Consider the following 16480-nt stretch of genomic DNA (forward strand, 5'->3'; position numbering starts at 1 on the left):
TCTTCGCTCCATCGCCCGGCTGATACCTCCACGCGGTTGACGCGGCGTTAAGCCTGTCGTGGCAGGAAGCGTCGCGATGCGGATTCTCCACGTTCTCGACCACAGCCTGCCGCTGCACAGCGGCTACACCTTCCGCACCCGCGCCATCGTCAAGGCGCAGCAGGGGCAGGGGTGGGAGGTCGCCTGCCTGACCGGCGCCCGCCACACGCGCGACGGCCCCGATCCCGAGATCGTCGACGGTATCACCTTTCACCGCACCCCTGCGCCACGCCCGGCCCGCGCTCCGATCGGCGAATGGCGGGAGATCGCCGCGCTGCGCGACCGGCTCGACGCGCTGGTCGCGGAATGGCGGCCGGACGTGCTCCATGCCCATTCGCCGGTGCTGACCGCGCTCGGCGCACTCCCGGTAGCCCGGCGGCAGGGCATTCCGCTCGTCTACGAAATCCGCGCCTTCTGGGAGGATGCAGCGGTCGGCAACGGCACGGGCCGCGAGGGCTCCGTGCGCTACCGGCTGACCAGGATGCTGGAAACCCATGTCGTTCGCCGCGCGGACGCCGTGGCGGTGATCTGCGAGGGTCTGCGCGCCGATCTCATCACGCGCGGCATCGCGCCGGACAAGATCGTCGTCTCGCCCAACGGGGTCGATATGGCCCTGTTCGGCAACCCACCCGCGCCCGATCCCGATTTCGCGCGCCGCCTCGGCCTCGCCGGAGCCGATGTGATCGGCTTCATCGGCTCTTTCTACGACTATGAGGGTCTCGACGATCTGATCGCCGCCATGCCGCGCCTGCTCGAACGCCGGCCCGAGGCGCGGCTGCTGCTGGTCGGCGGCGGCCCGATGGAGGCCGCGCTGAAGGCCCAGGCCGAAATCTCGCCCGCCGCCTCGCGGATCCATTTCGTCGGCCGCGTGCCGCACGAGAAGGTCGAGCGCTATTACGCCCTGATTGACGTGCTCGCCTACCCGCGCAAGGCGATGCGCCTCACCGAGCTGGTGACGCCGCTTAAGCCGCTGGAGGCCATGGCGCAGAGGAAGCTGGTCGCCGCGTCCAGTGTCGGCGGCCACCGCGAGCTGATCGAGGACGGCGTCACCGGCACGCTCTTTCCGCCCGACGACCCGGCCGCGCTCGCGGACGCGCTCGCCGATCTGTTCGGCCGCCGCGCAGAGTGGGACGCGCGGCGCGCCACGGCCCGCGCTTTCGTCGAGCGCGAGCGTAACTGGGCGTCAAACATTTCGCGTTACGCTCCGGTTTACCAACGACTGACGGGTAAGGCTTCATGACTGCTCAGCGCGCCTTCGCGGCCTTTCACAATCTGCTGGACCTCGTCGTGGCGACGCTGGCCGGCCTTGCCGTCGCGTTCCTCGCTTTCGCCGCACCGGCCGAGATGCTGGACGATCTGGTTGCGATGACAGGTCTGCCGTCGCTGCTGCCCGCGGCCGCGCCACCGCTCGGCGGCACCGCACGGATCGCGATCGGCGCTTTGGGCGGTCTCGCCGCCTTCGGAATCGCCTTTGCTGCGCTGCGCTGGCTGGACCGGTTCGCCCGCGTGCCCGCCCGCCCGATCCTTCGCGTGGCGCCGGACGAAGGCGCGCCGCGCCTGCGCCGTCGCGACCTGCATCCCGACGCGCCGGCCGTGCGCCCGATCCAGGCCACCCGCGATTTCGGCGATCCCGCCGCGGCCTTGCCCGCCTGGATCGCGCCCGAGGCGGATTTCGATGAAGAGGTTGCTGCCGAAGTGCCCGCCGCCGCAGCGTCCGCGCCGACGCAGCCCGAGCCGGCAACGCTCGCCGAACTCATGGCGCGGCTGGAGGACGGGCTCGCCCGCCGCCATGTGCCGACGCAGCGCCGCGAGGCACCGGCAGCGCCGGAACGGCGTGCTCCCTCCGATGATCGCCTGCAAAGCGCGATCGAAAGCCTCCAGCGTCTCGCCACGCGCCAGGCCTGAGGGCATGGATCTTAGTCGGCCGCGACCGTTAGCGCCTCCAGCGTGATGCCGGCGATGCCGGAGTCGAACCGCGCATCGATGACGGCGATGTCGACGAGGATGTGATCGCCGAGATCGAACTCGCGGTCTTCCAGGCCATCGCGAAAGCGCGCCATCGCATCTCCCGCACCGCTCCCCTCCAGGCGCAGCGCGAGCAGATGACGTTCGCCGGTGAAGGTCACGCTCGCCCATTCCCGCACATCCCGCGCGTCGATTTCGATCAGGCCGGCGAATCCCCCGAACGCCGCCCTGATCGCGCGCCTCAGCGCCCCTGCCGCCGACGCACTCATGACCGTTCCCTTTCCCGCCGGTCGAGCCAGGCGTGGACGCGCGCACGCGTCGGCGGCCTCGGTTCGCGGCCGTTGCGCAAGTCGAAGACGAAGCGCGGATCGCCGACCGCATCGCGGCCGAAGCGGGTCGGCGGCATCGATGTGCGCTTCATGTAGGTCTCGATCCGCCTCAGCAGATGCATGTCCCGACTCTCCCGACTCGAATGTTCCTGATATGTTCACATTCGAAGGAGATTTCCTATTTGTCTAGGAAAAATCCTATGCTATGCGCAGGTAATGGCAGAAGAAGAGGCCCGGCTCGCGCTGCAGCGCCTGATCGAGGAAAGAGGCGAGGATTATGCCGGCCTCTCGCGCCTGCTCGGCCGCAATCCCGCCTACGTCCAGCAATATATCAAGCGCGGCAGCCCGCGCCGGCTCGCCGAGGAGGACCGGCGCCGGCTCGCCCGTTACTTCGGAGTGGAGGAGGCGCTGCTCGGCGCGTTGCCGGCCGAGCCGGCCACCCATGCTCTGGTCCCGGTGCCGCGGCTGGATGTCGGCGCCGCGGCGGGCGCGGGCGCCTTCGGGGGTGACGAGCGCGCGCGGGGCCATATCGCCTTCGACGGCAGCTGGCTGCGGCGGGTCGCCCGCGGCGCGCCGGAGCAGCTCTCGATCATTCGCGTCGCCGGCGATTCCATGGCGCCGACGCTGAGTGACGGCGACGACATCCTCGTCGATCGTGGCGACGCCGGCGAGCGGCTGCGCGACGGCATCTATGTGCTGAGGATCGACGATGTCCTCGTCGTGAAGCGCCTAGCACTCAATCCGGCTGCACGCACCGTCTCGATCCGCAGCGACAATCCCGCCTATCCGGGCTGGCCCGATTGCCCGCTGGACGCGATCGACGTGGTTGGCCGCGTGGTCTGGACGGGGCGACGGATCGGTTAGCGGCGGCGGCGATCCAGTGCCCAGACCAGCCCGAGCAGCGCCAGCCCGACGCCGAGCCCGGCCAGGAAGCCGATGCTCGCCTGCCGCTCGACGACGCCGACGACAACGCCGACAAGGATCGAGAGGGCGAGCAGGAAGCCGCCGGCCATCGGGGTTCTGGAGGGTCTGTCCATGGCGGCGCTCATGACATCCCCGTGCGCGCGCCGCCAGTCCCGATGTCGTGGTTTACGCCTCGTTGACGATAGGCGTCGGTCTTTTCGCAACATGATGGTGCTATGACCCTCATCAGAAACGTAAAAAGCGTTCGAGGAAAAGCGTGCATCATCATGTCCACCTGCCCGATCGGTCGGCGGCGACCGAGGCGGCCGAGCTGATCTCGCGTTTCGGCATCCATGCCGCGAGCGAGGCGGCCGCGCGTGCCGACAAGAGCCGGGAGCTCGGCAATGTCGTGCTGTTCTGCCGGTGGCGGCAGATCGAGCGCATGGTCGTTCTGCTCGCGTCGGGCCGTGGCGCGTCCACGCTCCACTGAGAAATCCCTGACCGGCAAGGCAAAATCCTCTCTGGCGCGGCTCTCGGGCGGCGGCTAGTTTCGCCTTATGGTGCAAGTCGTTGCGGGGCGGCATGCAGCGGCCTCGCTGGCCGCACTGGCCCTCATTCTTTGGCATGATCCCGCGGCCGCGCAGGTCGATCCGCTCGACGAGGTAAGCCGGCCGCTCGATCCCTCGGCCCCCTTGGAGCCGTGGCCGGACATCGACCTGCCCTGGCCGGACATGGGCGGGACGCCGGCCGAAGCCCCGGCGGAGCCGGCCGCGCCCGGTCCGGACCCGCAAGCCGCTCCGACTGCCGACGCAAATGTTGCCGATGCCGCCAGCGCCCGTCGCTACAGCTACCGGATCGAGGGACTCGACGCGAACCAATCGGCCGGGCTGCTTGCCCAGTTCCGCGAGCTTTCGACGTTGGAGGAATATCGCGGCGAGCCCGCCAACGCCGCCCAGATCGACCGGCGCGCCCGTGCCGATGGCGAGCTGATCGCCGAGCTGCTGCGCGCCTACGGTTATTATGACGCTATGGTCCGCACCGATGTCGTCGCTGGCACGGACGGCGCCTTCCTCGTCACGCTGAACGTCGAGCCGGGCCCCATCTACCATTTCGCCGAGGTCCGCCTTCCAGGCCTCGAGGAAGCAGTCGGCGCCGATGCCGAGGCGCTCCGGCAATCCTTTGCCGTCGCCCGGCAGGACCCGGTCAATGCCGAGAAGGTGACCGGTGCCGAGGCCGCGCTGCGCGCCGAGCTCGGCCGGCGGGGCTACGCCTTCGCCGAGGTCGGCGACCCCGACATCGTCGTCGATCACGACACCCGCACCGCGACGCTTGTCCTGCCGGTCCAGCCGGCCGGCGCCCGCCGCTTCGGCAGCGTAATCGTCGAAGGCCGCCCGCTGTTCAGCGCCCGCCATATCGAAACGATCGCCCGGTTCGACGAAGGCGATCCCTATCGGGCGGACAGAATTGATGACCTCCGCCAGGCGCTCGTCCAGACCGGCCTCGTCTCCTCGGTCACAATCCGCCCGGTAGCGCGCGAAGGCACCGATCTCGTCGATCTCGCGGTCGCGCTGGTGCCGGCGCCGATGCGCACGATCGCCGGCGAGGCCGGCTACGGCACCGGCGAGGGCATCCGGCTCGAAGGCAGCTGGCAGCATCGCAACTTCCTGCCGCCGGAGGGCGCGGTCACCGTCCGCGGCGTCGCCGGCACCCGCGAGCAATCGCTGTCGGTGAGCCTCAGGCGCAACAATTTCATGCGCCGCGACCAGATCCTGACCGCACAGATCGCCGCCGCCAACATCAACCGGCCAGCGTTCGACGCGCGCACCTTCACGATCGCTGGCGGTATCGAACGACAGACCAACATCATCTGGCAGAAGAAATGGACCTGGTCGATCGGCGGGGAGCTCATCACCAGCGACGAGCGCGACTTCGACATCGATACCGGCACCAACCGGCGCCGCACCTTCTTCATCGGCGCGGTGCCGCTGTTCCTGGGCTATGACGGCTCGAACGACCTGCTCGACCCGACCAGCGGCTTCCGCCTCGCCGCGCGCCTCTCGCCCGAGGCTTCCTTCCAGAGCGGCACCTTCTTCTACGGCCGGCTCCAGCTGGACGGCAGCTACTATCAGCCCGTGTCCGATCGGGTGACGCTCGCGGGCCGGGTGCGGCTCGGCACCATCGTCGGCGCCCGCCGCGACCGGATCGCACCGTCGCGGCGCTTCTACGCCGGCGGCGGCGGCTCGGTGCGTGGCTACGGCTTCCAGCGGATCGGTCCGCGCGATCCGGTGTTCGACGATCCGATCGGCGGGCGCAGCCTGGCCGAGTTCGCGATCGAGGCGCGCGTGCGGGTCGGCAATTTCGGCATCGTGCCCTTCTTCGACGGCGGCAACATCTCGACCTCGTCGCTGCCGCAGTTCGACAATCTGCGCTTCGGCGCCGGCATCGGCGTGCGCTACCACACCCGCTTCGGCCCGATCCGCGTCGATGTCGCGACGCCGATCAACCCCGCGGCCGGCGATCCGCGCGTCGCCGTCTACGTGTCGCTCGGGCAGGCGTTCTGAGCGTGGCCGAGACGGTCCTCGAACCCGACGCGCTTCCCGTCGAGCCTTCACCGCGCCGCGGCCTGCGCTTCTGGCTTGCCGCGCTCGCCAAGTTCCTCATCGGCGTCGCGATCGCGCTGCTGCTCGCCGCAGGCGCGCTGGTCGCCTTCCTCGACACCGGGCCGGGCCATCGCTTCATCGTCGACCGGATCGCGGCGATGACGCCGTCGTCGGGCCTACGCATCCGCATCGGCCGGATCGAAGGGTCGATCTGGCGACGCACGCAATTGAAGGACGTGCGCGTCTACGATCCCGACGGGCTGTTCGCCGAATCGCCGGCGATCGATCTCGACTGGCGGCCGATCGACTTCCTCTGGGGGCGTCTCCAGATCCACGAGGCACGCTCGGATCTCGTCATCCTCCACCGCGCGCCGCAGCTCATCCCGTCGCGCGAGCCCCGGCCGATCCTGCCCGACTACGACATCCATGTCGGCCGGCTCGACGTGCGCCAGCTGCGCATCGGCTCTGCGGTGACGGGCCGCGAGCGGTCCGGCAGCCTGACCGGCGAGGCGGAAATCCGTGAGGGCAGGGCGCTGATCGGTCTCGCTGCCGAGATCCGCGACGGCGGCGATCGGGTGCGCCTGCGCATTGATGCCGAACCGGATCGCGACCGGTTCGACATGGAAGCGCGGATCGAGGCGCCGGCGAACAGCGTCGTCGGCGCCATGGTGGGCACACAGCGTCCGCTGCGCCTCCTCGTCGGTGGTGACGGCGTCTGGACGCGCTGGGCCGGCGCGGCGCAGCTCGACGTCTCCGGCCGGCGTACCGCGGACCTCCGGCTCACCATGGACCGGGGCGCGCTTCGCATGAACGGCTGGGCGGCGCCGGGGCCGTTCCTGCGTGGCAAGCTCCAGCGGCTGACCATCCCGCGCGTGCTCGTCGACGGCACGGGGACGCTGCGCGAGCAGCGCCTGAACGGCCGGCTTTCGCTGCGTTCGGCGGCATTGCGCATCGATACCCGCGGAACGCTCGATCTCGCGCGGAGCCGGTACGATAACCTGGAGATCGCAGCCGATCTGCTCCGCCCGCCGGCGATGTTCCCGAACATGACCGGGCGGCAGATCCGCCTGACCGCCCTCGTCGATGGCCGGTTCGGCGAGGCGGGTTTCGTCTACCGCCTGACCGCCCCGCGCATGGCCTTCGACCAGACGGGGTTCGAGGACGTGCGCGCCACCGGGCGCGGAGCGATGTCGCCCTGGCCGGTGCGCGTGCCGATCCTGGCGACGGCGCGCCGGGTGACCGGTGTCGGCGAGGTGGCGGGCGGCATTCTCGCCAACATGCGCCTGCAGGGCATGCTCCTGGTAACGCCGCAACGCCTGTCCGGCGACCGCCTCGTCCTGACCTCGGACAAGCTGCGCGGCCTCGTCAGCCTCGGCGTGGATCTGCGCACCGGCGTCTATGCGGTGACGCTGACCGGTGGCCTCAGGACCTATGTCATCCCCGGATTCGGTGTCGTCGACGTGCTGAGCGAGCTGCGCGCCGTGCCCGGGCCGGGCGGGCGCGGTACGGTCGTGGCGGGCCGTGCGCGCGCCTGGGTGCGGCGGCTCGACAACCGCTTCCTCGCGACCATCGCCGGCGGCCTGCCACAGCTCGACACCAATCTGGTTCGCGGCCCGGACGGGATCATCCGCTTCTCGAACCTCCGCCTGACCGCGCCCAGCCTGACGCTGGCGGGCAGCGGGATGCGCCGCCGCGACGGCACCTTCCTGTTCGAAGGCGGCGGTCGGCACGCCGAGTACGGGCCATTGCGCCTTACCCTCGACGGCCAGATCGATCGGCCTCGGCTCGCGATCCGGCTGGACCGGCCGATCGACGCGCTTGGTCTTTCAGACGTGCTCTTAAATTTGGAGCCCAATGCGATCGGCTATGCTTGGCGCGCCGAGGGCGGCTCGACGCTCGGCCCGTTCACCGGCAACGGCGCGATCCTCCTCCCCGCCGGCCAGGCCGCTGCGTTCCAGATTGCCACCCTCAACGTATCCGGCACCCGCGCCAGCGGCGCGCTTCGGTCCGATCCCGGCGGCTTTACGGGCCGGCTCGACGTCGATGGCGGCGGGTTGACGGGACGGCTGCTGTTCAACCCGGTCAACGGAATCCAGCGGATCGGCGTCAACCTCACCGCCAACGACGCCAGCTTCACCGGTCCGCCGCCGATCGCGATCCGCCGCGGCGTGATCGAAGGCGTCGTCCTGCTCGGTCCCGCCGGCACCTCGATCGACGGCCGCATCCAGGCGCGGGGGCTGAGCCGCGGCGGGGTGTTCATCGCCAGTCTCGACGCTCAGGCGCGGCTGCGCGGCGGCGCGGGCAGGGTGGAGGGGCGTATCGCCGGCTCGCGCGGTCGCGACTTCAACCTCAACTTCGCCGCCGACGTCTCGCCCAACCGATACAGCATCACGGGCAGCGGCACGCTGGACCGGCGTCCGCTCGAGCTGACCAGTCCGGCGATCCTGGTGAGCACGCCGGAGGGCTGGCGGCTGGAGCGCAGCGAGTTTCGCTTCAACGGCGGCAGCGCCAGCCTGTCCGGACTGTTCGGCGCGCGGACCGAGGTTGATGCCCGTCTCCAGGCGATGCCGCTCACCGTGATGGACATGTTCTATCCGGAGCTCGGGCTGGGCGGCGTTGCCTCCGGCCTGCTCCGCTACCGCGCCGCCTCGGCCGATGCGCCGCCGAACGGCGAAGCGAACCTGCGCATCCGCGGCCTCACCCGCGCCGGCCTGGTCCTCTCGTCACGGCCGGTGGATATCGGCATCAATGCCCGCCTCGATGGCGTTAACGCGGCGATGCGGGCGGTGGCGGTGAGCGACGGCCAGACGATCGGACGGGCGCAAGCGCGCATTTCCCCGATCGGCGGGGCCGGCAGCCTGTTCGACCGGCTGGCCCGTGCGCCGATGCGCGCGCAGGTCCGTTACAACGGTGCCGCCGACACGCTCTGGCGGCTGACCGGGATCGAACTGCTGGACCTCTCCGGCCCGGCCGCGATCGGTGCTGACGTGGGTGGCACCTTGAGCGATCCGGTGATCACAGGCTCGGTCGCGACCCGGGGGGCGCGGCTGGAGAGCGCGGTCACCGGCATGGTGATCGACAATCTGGAATCGGTCGGCCGGTTCGGCGGCTCCCAGCTCCAGATCCAGCGTTTCACCGGCCGCACCGAGAGCGGCGGGACGGTTTCCGGCTCCGGCATGCTCGATTTCTCCGCCGACCGCGGCGTCGGCATGCGCTTCGACGTGCGCGCCGAGAATGCCCGCCTGCTCGACCGGGACGACATCCGTGCTTCGGTGACCGGCGATCTCGCCATCCGCTCGGACGGCGAGGGCGGCAGCATCTCGGGTGCGGTCGCGGTCACGGAAGGACGCTTTCGCCTCGGCAGCGCCACCGCCGCCGCGCAGGTGCCGCGGCTCAACGTGCGCGAGATCAACCGGTTCGACGTCGCGCCGACGGCGCGCCGCCTGTCGCCCTGGCGCCTGGCGCTCGACGTCAATGCCCGGCGCGGCATGCGGGTGACCGGCCTCGGCATGAACAGCGAGTGGCGGGCCGAAGTGCGCGTCGCCGGCACGGTCACCGAGCCGCGCATCACCGGCGATGCGGTGCTGATCCGCGGCACCTACGATTTCGCCGGCCGGCGCTTCGACCTGATCCGCGGCAACATCCGCTTCCAGGGCGAATCGCCGATCAACCCGGACCTCGACATCGCCGCCGAGGCGCGGGTGAGCGGGCTCAACGCCCAGATCCGCGTCACCGGCGAGAGCGAGCGGCCGGAAATCGCCTTCACCTCGATCCCCGCCATGCCCCAGGACGAGCTGCTCTCGCGCATCCTGTTCGGCACTTCGATCACCAACCTCTCCGCGCCCGAGGCGGTGCAGCTCGCCTCGGCGGTCGCCAGCCTCAACGACCCGCGCGGGCTCGATCCGATCAATGTCGTGCGCCGCTCGATCGGCCTCGATCGCCTGCGCATCCTCCCGGCCGACGTGACCCAGGGCATCGGCACCCAGATCGCGGCGGGCAAATATTTCGGCCGGCGCGTCTATGTGGAAGTGGTGACGGACGGCCGCGGCTATTCGGCGACGACGGTCGAATATCAGATCACCCGCTGGCTCTCGCTCCTCTCCAGCATCTCCACCATCGGCCGGGAGAGCGTGAACGTGCGCGTCTCGCGGGATTATTAGTCCCGCTTGTGACCCTCCCGCCGCTTTCGATTGGCGGAGGTTGCGGCGGCATGGTCTGTTTCAGCCATGATCGCAAGACGCTGGCATGGCCGGATCCGGACCGCCGACGCCGAGGCCTATCTCGCCCTGATGCGGGACGTGGGCCTGGCCGACTATCGCTCGACCGAGGGCAATCTCAGTGCCTGGTGCCTGCACCGCGCCAATGGCCCGGTCACCGACGTCGAGATGCTCACCTTGTGGCGCGACTGGGAGGCGATCGAGCGATTCGCCGGCCGGCCGATCGACCGTGCCAAATATTACGACTTCGATCCCGACTATCTGCTGGAGCTCGAGCCGCTGGTCACCCATTTCGAGGTGATCGACGCCGAAGACGCTTGAGTTCGCCGCGACATCGCCCCACCGTGGCGCGATGCCGTCCAGCTCAGCCGCCCTGCCAGCCGAAGCAACCGCTGCGCCGGGCGGTAACCGTATCCGCAACATCATCGGCGGCTCGGCGGGCAACCTGGTCGAATGGTACGACTGGTATGTCTATGCCGCCTTCGCCCTCTATTTCGCACCGGTCTTCTTTCCGGAAGGCGACCGTACTGCACAGCTTCTGAATACGGCGGCGATTTTCGCCGTCGGCTTCGTGATGCGCCCGATCGGGGCGTGGGTCATGGGCATCTATGCCGACAGCCGCGGCCGCAAGGCGGGGCTCAGCCTCAGCGTCACGCTGATGTGCCTGGGCTCCCTGCTGATCGCGGTGACGCCGACCTATGCCGCGATCGGCGCGGCTGCACCCATCATCCTCGTCATTGCACGAATGATGCAGGGCCTCAGCGTCGGCGGCGAATATGGCGCGAGCGCGACCTATCTCAGCGAAATGGCCGGGCGGAAGCGGCGCGGTTTCTATTCGAGCTTCCAGTATGTCACGCTGATCTCGGGCCAGCTCATCGCGCTCGCCGTGCTGCTGGTGCTCCAGTTCACCATGTCCGAGGCCGACCTGGAGGCCTGGGGTTGGCGCATCCCATTCGCGATCGGCGCGGTGCTGGCGGTGGTCGTCTTCTACATCCGCCGCCGTCTCGCCGAGACGGACAGCTTCACGAACGCGAAGGCGAGCGACGCCCCGCGCTCGAGCGGCCTCAACCTGTTCCGCGACCATCCCAGGGAAGCCTTCCTCGTGATGGCGCTGACCGCCGGCGGCACGCTCGCCTTCTACGCCTACACCACCTTCATGCAGAAGTTCCTGGTCAACACCTCCGGCTTCAGCCGCGAGACGGCGAGCCAGATCATGACCCTGGCCCTGTTCCTGTTCATGTGCCTGCAGCCGCTGTCCGGCGCGCTTTCGGACCGCGTCGGGCGCAAGCCGGTGATGGTAACCTTCGGCATCTTTGGCCTGGTGCTCACCGTGCCGATCTTCACCGCGCTCGAGACCGTGCGCGAACCCGTGGCGGCCTTTGCGCTCGTCTTCGGCGCCCTCGTGATCGTCACCGGCTACACCTCGATCAACGCGGTGGTGAAGGCCGAGCTGTTCCCGGCTCACATCCGCGCGCTCGGCGTCGCGCTGCCTTATGCGCTCGCCAACACCCTGTTCGGCGGCACCGCGGAATATGTCGCCTTCCAGCTCAAGGACTGGGGCATCGAGCGCGCCTTCTACTGGTATGTCGCCGGCATGATCGGCCTCTCGCTGATCGTCTATCTCGGGATGCGCGACACCAAGCATCACAGCCGGATTTTGGAGGATTGATCCTGTCAGGCAGAGACGCTGTCGCAACGGCATATTAACCATTGATCGGCAGACCGGCGCCTCTGGACAGAAGGACAAGCTCCGATGAAGCGCTTCACCGATTTCGCTTTTGCGATCGTCATCTATTCGGTCTTCGTGACCGCACCCGCCCAGGCATATTTGGACTCCGCGACGATCAACATCATTCTGCAGGCGGTGACCGGCGTTTTTGCCAGCGCCCTGCTGTTCGGCAAGGTCTACTGGGCGCGCTTCACCGGCTTTTTCCGTCGCGGTCGGACCTCGGCACCGGCGTCGGGCGACAACCAGAAGGCCTGATCCCATGAAATTCGATCCGGGATCCTTCAGGGATCCGTCCGGCCGCATTCTCGTCGCCGACGGCCGCATCTTCCGCGCAGTGTTTGGCGCCGGGCTGGACAATTTCGAAGGCGCCCGTACCGCCGGCGTCTACACCAAGGCGATCGCGCGCGGTCGGTTGGTGCCAATGGAAGAGCGGGAGCCGGGTCTCGCAGGCGAGGGCGCGCAACGACCTTATTACCTGCTCGAACACCCCCCGATCGACTTCATATCCTATCCATATGAATGGACCTTCTCGGCGCTGAAGGCCGCGGCCCTGCTGCATCTGGATTTCCATCTCGAATTGCTTGCCGACGGTTTCACGCTTTCTGACGCGACGGCCTATAATATCCAGTTCAACGGCACCCGCCCGACCTTCATCGATCACCTTTCGGTGGTACACTATGCCGACGGCTCGCCGTGGACCGGACAGCGCCAGTTCGCCATGCAATTCCTCAATCCCCTGCTGCTGTGGACGAAGCGGGGCCTTGCGCCCAATGCCTGGTTCCGCGGCAGCGGCGAGGGCTTGGCCCCCGAGGACGTGGCGCCGCTCATGCGGGTGCGCGACAAGCTCTCCTTCACCGTGCTTGCGCACGTCATTGGCCCGAGCATGGTGCACAAGCGCAGGATCGCGCAGGGACTTGATGACAAGGCCCCGCGCGCTGTCACATTGCCGAAGAAGAATCTGGTCGCCATTCTGACGACGCTGCGGAGCTACATCGCCGGGCTCGATCTTCCTGGTCAGAAGACGATCTGGTCGGATTATGCCGGCTGCAACAGCTACGGTGAGGCGCAGCGCGCCGCGAAACACGACTTCGTCGCCCGGCAGATCGCTACGCTCAAGCCGGACCTGCTCTTCGATCTCGGCTGCAACAGCGGCGATTTCAGCCGCACCGCGCTGGACAGCGGCGCCCGCTCGGTGGTTGGTTTCGACTTCGATTTCGGCGCACTGGAACACGCTTTCGCGCGCTTCGACGCCGACGGCGGGCGTGTGCTTCCGCTGTGGCTCGACGCGACCAATCCCAGCCCGTCTCAGGGCTGGGCGGGCGCCGAGCGTAAGAGTCTTGGCGATCGGGGCGGGGCGGACGCCCTCCTCGCGCTCGCGATCATCCATCACCTGGCCATTGCGCGCAACGTGCCTCTCGATATGGCCGTCGACTGGCTTATGGGGATGGCGCCTGCGGGGGTCATCGAATTCCCGTCGAAGGGTGATCCGATGGTGACCGAGTTGCTGCGCGGCCGGCCGGACATTTTTCCGGACTATAGCGAAGAGGCATTTCTCGCCCACGTTTCCGCACGCGGCGCGATCACCGAGAAGCGTCGGCTCGGCGAAGGCGGTCGGCTGATGGTGGCCTACGATCGTCGGCACCGGGGTTGAGCGAGTCGAGACGAGGGCTGGGTCGGTTGCCCCTGGCGGGCGGCGCGATCGCCCTGATCGCGACGCTGACGCATTGGTTCCCGAATATGAACCGGCTTCCCTACGAGGATGCCGTGCCGACCATCGCGGCGATGCTGGCCATCGCCGCGATGGTCACGATCCTGTCGCGGCCGGTCGCGCGGAGCTGGGCCGGCGCCGGCCTGATGAGCGGCATCGTCGCTCTCTACTGCCTCTATCTTCCGGCGCCGATCACGGCGATGAGCTCATCCGCGATGGTGCAGGCGCTGCTTCTCGTCGCCGGAGCGGTCGTCGCATTGCTGATAGCGCGCCGCGTGCCGCGGGACGCTGAAGCGGCCGCCGTGATCAATCGCAAGATCAACCTGCTGCTGGTATCGGTGGCCGTAGGTATGACCGGCGCCGCGACGATCAAGCAGGTCCGGGCGGAGGCCGGGCGGCCGGATCCACAAGCGGCATTCGCGCCCTTTGCTGGACAAGCCAATCCGGACAGTCCGGACGTCTGGCACATCGTGTTCGATCGCTATGCCGCCAGCGAGACGCTGCGGCGCGCCTATGACTATGACAACCGGCCGTTTCTGGAGGCACTGCGTGTCCGTGGCTTCGCCGCCGGCGAGGATAATTATGCGAACTATCAGCGTACCGCTCATTCGCTCGCCTCGGCGCTGAACGGCGATTATCTCGATGGCTTGGCCCGAGATGGCGCCGGGCAAAACGATTGGGTGCCGCTTTATCGCGCGATGACCGGCAATCAGGCACTGCGCTTCTTCCAAGTGCAGAACTATGAAACCGTGTTCGCCGGATCCTGGTGGAATCCGACGCGGCGGAGCGCACTGGCCGATCGCAACGTCAACTATCGAGCCTTTCCGGAACTCGCCCGGGTCTTGCTCGATGGGTCGGCGTTGGGCTTCGTGCTGCGGGAGGCAGGACTACCATTCGGCGATACGCGCGCCGACCAATGCCGGCGCGCGGTGAGCAAGTTCGCCGCGTTGCGCGCGCTGGCGAGCGAGAACAGTCGGAAATATGTCTTCGCGCATTTTCTGGTGCCGCATCCGCCATTCGTGCTCAACTCCGATGGGTCATGCCGATCACTGGCATCGGCGAGCGCGGCTACGAGACGTGACAATTATATCGACCAACTCGAATATGTGAATCAGGAGGCCTTGCGGTTGATTGATGCGATCCGCGCGGGCCCGCGGCCGGCGGTGATCGTCATCCACGCCGACGAAGGCCCTTGGCCGGCGCCGCACATTGGCGACGAGAGATTCATCGGCCGCGATCCAGTTTCCGTGGACTGGGCGGAGCTGGACTCGGCGCGGCTGCGCGAGAAGATGGGAATCCTGATGGCGGTTCGGCCTGCGGATCGCCGCCCTCTGGATATGCCGGAGAGCCCAGTGGACATTTATCCGGCGATCCTGCGCGCCTATTTCGGTGGCAACCGGCCGGATCCGCCGGATCATCATTTCGTGTTCGAGGGCGATGATGCGCTCTATCGCTTCCGCAATGTCGAGAGCCGGTTGGAAGGGGACGAGCCGCCGGCTCATCCCCCGGTCAGCGCGACACCTCAAGCCGAATAGTACATGTCGTATTCGACCGGGCTCGGCGTGGTCTCCCAGCGCAGCTGCTCTTCCCACTTCAGTTCCGCATAGGCCTCGATCTGGTCGACACTGAACACGTCGCCCTTGGTCAGGAACTCGTGGTCGTGATGCAGCGCGAGCAGCGCCTCGCGCAGCGAACCGCAGACGGTCGGGACCTCGGCCAGCTCCTGCGGCGGCAGATCGTAGAGGTTCTTGTCGATCGGATCGCCCGGATGGATGCGGTTCTGGATGCCGTCGAGGCCCGCCATCAGCAGTGCCGAATAAGCGAGATAGGGATTGGCCATCGCGTCCGGGAAGCGGAACTCGACGCGCTTCGCCTTCTCGCCGGAGCCATAGGGGATGCGGCAGGACGCCGAGCGGTTGCGGCTCGAATAAGCGAGCAGCACCGGCGCCTCGAAACCCGGAACGAGCCGCTTGTAGCTGTTCGTCGTCGGGTTGGTGAAGGCGTTCAGCGCCTTGGCGTGCTTGATGACGCCACCGATGAAGTAGAGGCAGGTCTCGCTGAGGCCCGCATAGCCGTTGCCGGCGAAGAGCGGCTTGCCGCCCTTCCAGATCGACATGTGGGTGTGCATGCCCGAGCCGTTATCGGCCTTGATCGGCTTCGGCATGAAGGTCGCGGTCTTGCCATAGGCGTGGGCGACCTGGTGCACGACGTACTTGTAGATCTGCATCCGGTCGGCGGTCTCGACCAAAGTGCCGAAGGTGAGGCCGAGCTCGTGCTGGGCGGCGGCGACCTCGTGATGATGCTTGTCCATGGGCAGGCCCATCTCGATCATCGTCGAGACCATCTCGGCGCGGATGTCGACGGCGCTGTCGACCGGCGCGACCGGGAAATAGCCGCCCTTGGCGCGCGGCCGGTGGCCGAGATTGCCGTTCTCGTATTTGGTCGCGGTGTTGGTCGGCAGCTCGATGTCGTCGATCTGGAAGGAGGAGGCGTTGTAGCCGTCCTCGAACCGGACGTCGTCGAACATGAAGAACTCGGCTTCGGGGCCGACATAGATGGTGTCGCCGATGCCGGTGGCCTTGAGGTAAGCCTCCGCTCGCTTGGCGGTCGAGCGGGGGTCGCGGGCGTAGAGCTCGCCGGTGCCCGGTTCGACGATGTCGCACACGAGGATGCCCATCGGGGTGGCGCTGAACGGATCGGTATACCAGGCGTCGAGGTCCGGCTTCAGGATCATGTCGGACTCATTGATGGCCTTCCACCCGGCGATCGACGAGCCGTCGAACATCAGGCCGTCGCTGAGCTGGTCCTCGTCGAGCAGTCCGGCGCACATGGTGAGGTGCTGCCACTTGCCCTTGGGATCGGTGAAGCGGAGATCGACCCATTCGATCTCGCCGTCCTTGATGCTCTTGAGAATCTTGCCTGCGTCGTTCGCCATGTGACCCTAGCCCCTGTGAAGCCGGTTGAGATTCGTTCGCACCTGCGAGAATCAC

General features: G+C 68.0%; 15 protein-coding genes. 11 read left to right on the top strand and 4 right to left on the bottom strand.

Going from position 1 to position 16480, the window contains the following annotated elements:
• Positions 1-76: 76 nt before the first annotated feature.
• Together RCO27_RS14825 and RCO27_RS14830 are read left to right on the top strand one after the other, a co-directional pair.
• Complete coding sequence (locus RCO27_RS14825; protein ID WP_309003475.1) at positions 77-1279, top strand: TIGR04063 family PEP-CTERM/XrtA system glycosyltransferase; 1203 nt, start codon at positions 77-79, stop codon at positions 1277-1279.
• On the top strand, positions 1276-1944 hold the full coding sequence (locus tag RCO27_RS14830) for a hypothetical protein (RefSeq protein ID WP_309003476.1): 669 nt from the start codon (positions 1276-1278) through the stop codon (positions 1942-1944). Before RCO27_RS14825 ends, RCO27_RS14830 begins: the two co-directional genes overlap by 4 nt.
• 11 nt (positions 1945-1955) lie before the next feature.
• Here RCO27_RS14830 and RCO27_RS14835 read toward each other — a convergent pair whose 3' ends face one another.
• Positions 1956-2273, bottom strand: a complete 318-nt coding sequence (locus RCO27_RS14835) for a hypothetical protein (RefSeq protein ID WP_309003477.1) — start codon at positions 2271-2273, stop codon at positions 1956-1958.
• Positions 2270-2455: a hypothetical protein gene (locus RCO27_RS14840; protein WP_309003478.1), complete on the bottom strand. Its 186-nt coding sequence runs from the start codon at positions 2453-2455 to the stop codon at positions 2270-2272. The genes RCO27_RS14835 and RCO27_RS14840 overlap by 4 nt, the downstream gene beginning before the upstream one ends.
• 94 nt (positions 2456-2549) lie before the next feature.
• Here RCO27_RS14840 and RCO27_RS14845 point away from each other — a divergent pair, with 94 nt between their 5' ends.
• Positions 2550-3197 (top strand): S24 family peptidase, encoded by a 648-nt coding sequence (locus tag RCO27_RS14845; RefSeq protein ID WP_309003479.1) that lies wholly within the window; start codon positions 2550-2552, stop codon positions 3195-3197.
• On the opposite strand, the gene RCO27_RS14850 is transcribed toward RCO27_RS14845, so the two are convergent.
• Positions 3194-3370: a hypothetical protein gene (locus RCO27_RS14850; protein ID WP_309003480.1), complete on the bottom strand. Its 177-nt coding sequence runs from the start codon at positions 3368-3370 to the stop codon at positions 3194-3196. The genes RCO27_RS14845 and RCO27_RS14850 overlap by 4 nt on opposite strands.
• 143 nt (positions 3371-3513) lie before the next feature.
• On the opposite strand from RCO27_RS14850, the gene RCO27_RS14855 reads away from it, so the two are divergent.
• From RCO27_RS14855 to RCO27_RS14890, 8 genes are all read left to right on the top strand, one after another.
• Positions 3514-3726 (top strand): hypothetical protein, encoded by a 213-nt coding sequence (locus RCO27_RS14855; RefSeq protein ID WP_309003481.1) that lies wholly within the window; start codon positions 3514-3516, stop codon positions 3724-3726.
• Between the two features lie 67 nt (positions 3727-3793).
• Positions 3794-5797 (top strand): BamA/TamA family outer membrane protein, encoded by a 2004-nt coding sequence (locus tag RCO27_RS14860; protein WP_309003482.1) that lies wholly within the window; start codon positions 3794-3796, stop codon positions 5795-5797.
• Between the two features lie 2 nt (positions 5798-5799).
• A complete protein-coding gene (locus tag RCO27_RS14865; protein ID WP_309003483.1) occupies positions 5800-9996 on the top strand; it encodes a translocation/assembly module TamB domain-containing protein in 4197 nt (1398 codons plus the stop codon).
• Positions 9997-10062: 66 nt separating this feature from the next.
• Positions 10063-10374 (top strand): hypothetical protein, encoded by a 312-nt coding sequence (locus tag RCO27_RS14870; protein WP_309003484.1) that lies wholly within the window; start codon positions 10063-10065, stop codon positions 10372-10374.
• Positions 10375-10405: 31 nt separating this feature from the next.
• Positions 10406-11722, top strand: a complete 1317-nt coding sequence (locus tag RCO27_RS14875; RefSeq protein WP_309003485.1) for an MFS transporter — start codon at positions 10406-10408, stop codon at positions 11720-11722.
• A gap of 84 nt (positions 11723-11806) precedes the next feature.
• A complete protein-coding gene (locus RCO27_RS14880) occupies positions 11807-12037 on the top strand; it encodes a hypothetical protein (protein ID WP_309003486.1) in 231 nt (76 codons plus the stop codon).
• Positions 11931-13433: a class I SAM-dependent methyltransferase gene (locus RCO27_RS14885; protein ID WP_309003487.1), complete on the top strand. Its 1503-nt coding sequence runs from the start codon at positions 11931-11933 to the stop codon at positions 13431-13433. The genes RCO27_RS14880 and RCO27_RS14885 overlap by 107 nt, the downstream gene beginning before the upstream one ends.
• A gap of 26 nt (positions 13434-13459) precedes the next feature.
• Positions 13460-15025 carry a hypothetical protein gene (locus RCO27_RS14890; protein ID WP_309003488.1) on the top strand — a complete coding sequence of 522 codons (1566 nt, stop codon included), beginning with the start codon at positions 13460-13462 and terminating at the stop codon, positions 15023-15025.
• On the opposite strand, the gene glnA is transcribed toward RCO27_RS14890, so the two are convergent.
• Positions 15013-16425 carry a type I glutamate--ammonia ligase gene (gene glnA, locus RCO27_RS14895; protein WP_309003489.1) on the bottom strand — a complete coding sequence of 471 codons (1413 nt, stop codon included), beginning with the start codon at positions 16423-16425 and terminating at the stop codon, positions 15013-15015. The genes RCO27_RS14890 and glnA overlap by 13 nt on opposite strands.
• Positions 16426-16480 lie beyond the last annotated feature (55 nt).

Source organism: Sphingosinicella sp. LHD-64 (assembly GCF_031157375.1).
Lineage (GTDB): Bacteria > Pseudomonadota > Alphaproteobacteria > Sphingomonadales > Sphingomonadaceae > Allosphingosinicella.

Coding starts and splice junctions, on each gene's coding strand:
- RCO27_RS14840 (WP_309003478.1), bottom strand. CDS start 2,455: ATGCATCTGCTGAGGCGGATCGAGACCTACATGAAGCGCACATCGATG.
- RCO27_RS14835 (WP_309003477.1), bottom strand. CDS start 2,273: ATGAGTGCGTCGGCGGCAGGGGCGCTGAGGCGCGCGATCAGGGCGGCG.
- RCO27_RS14880 (WP_309003486.1), top strand. CDS start 11,807: ATGAAGCGCTTCACCGATTTCGCTTTTGCGATCGTCATCTATTCGGTC.
- RCO27_RS14845 (WP_309003479.1), top strand. CDS start 2,550: ATGGCAGAAGAAGAGGCCCGGCTCGCGCTGCAGCGCCTGATCGAGGAA.
- RCO27_RS14850 (WP_309003480.1), bottom strand. CDS start 3,370: ATGGACAGACCCTCCAGAACCCCGATGGCCGGCGGCTTCCTGCTCGCC.
- glnA (WP_309003489.1), bottom strand. CDS start 16,425: ATGGCGAACGACGCAGGCAAGATTCTCAAGAGCATCAAGGACGGCGAG.
- RCO27_RS14830 (WP_309003476.1), top strand. CDS start 1,276: ATGACTGCTCAGCGCGCCTTCGCGGCCTTTCACAATCTGCTGGACCTC.
- RCO27_RS14870 (WP_309003484.1), top strand. CDS start 10,063: ATGATCGCAAGACGCTGGCATGGCCGGATCCGGACCGCCGACGCCGAG.
- RCO27_RS14860 (WP_309003482.1), top strand. CDS start 3,794: ATGGTGCAAGTCGTTGCGGGGCGGCATGCAGCGGCCTCGCTGGCCGCA.
- RCO27_RS14875 (WP_309003485.1), top strand. CDS start 10,406: ATGCCGTCCAGCTCAGCCGCCCTGCCAGCCGAAGCAACCGCTGCGCCG.
- RCO27_RS14825 (WP_309003475.1), top strand. CDS start 77: ATGCGGATTCTCCACGTTCTCGACCACAGCCTGCCGCTGCACAGCGGC.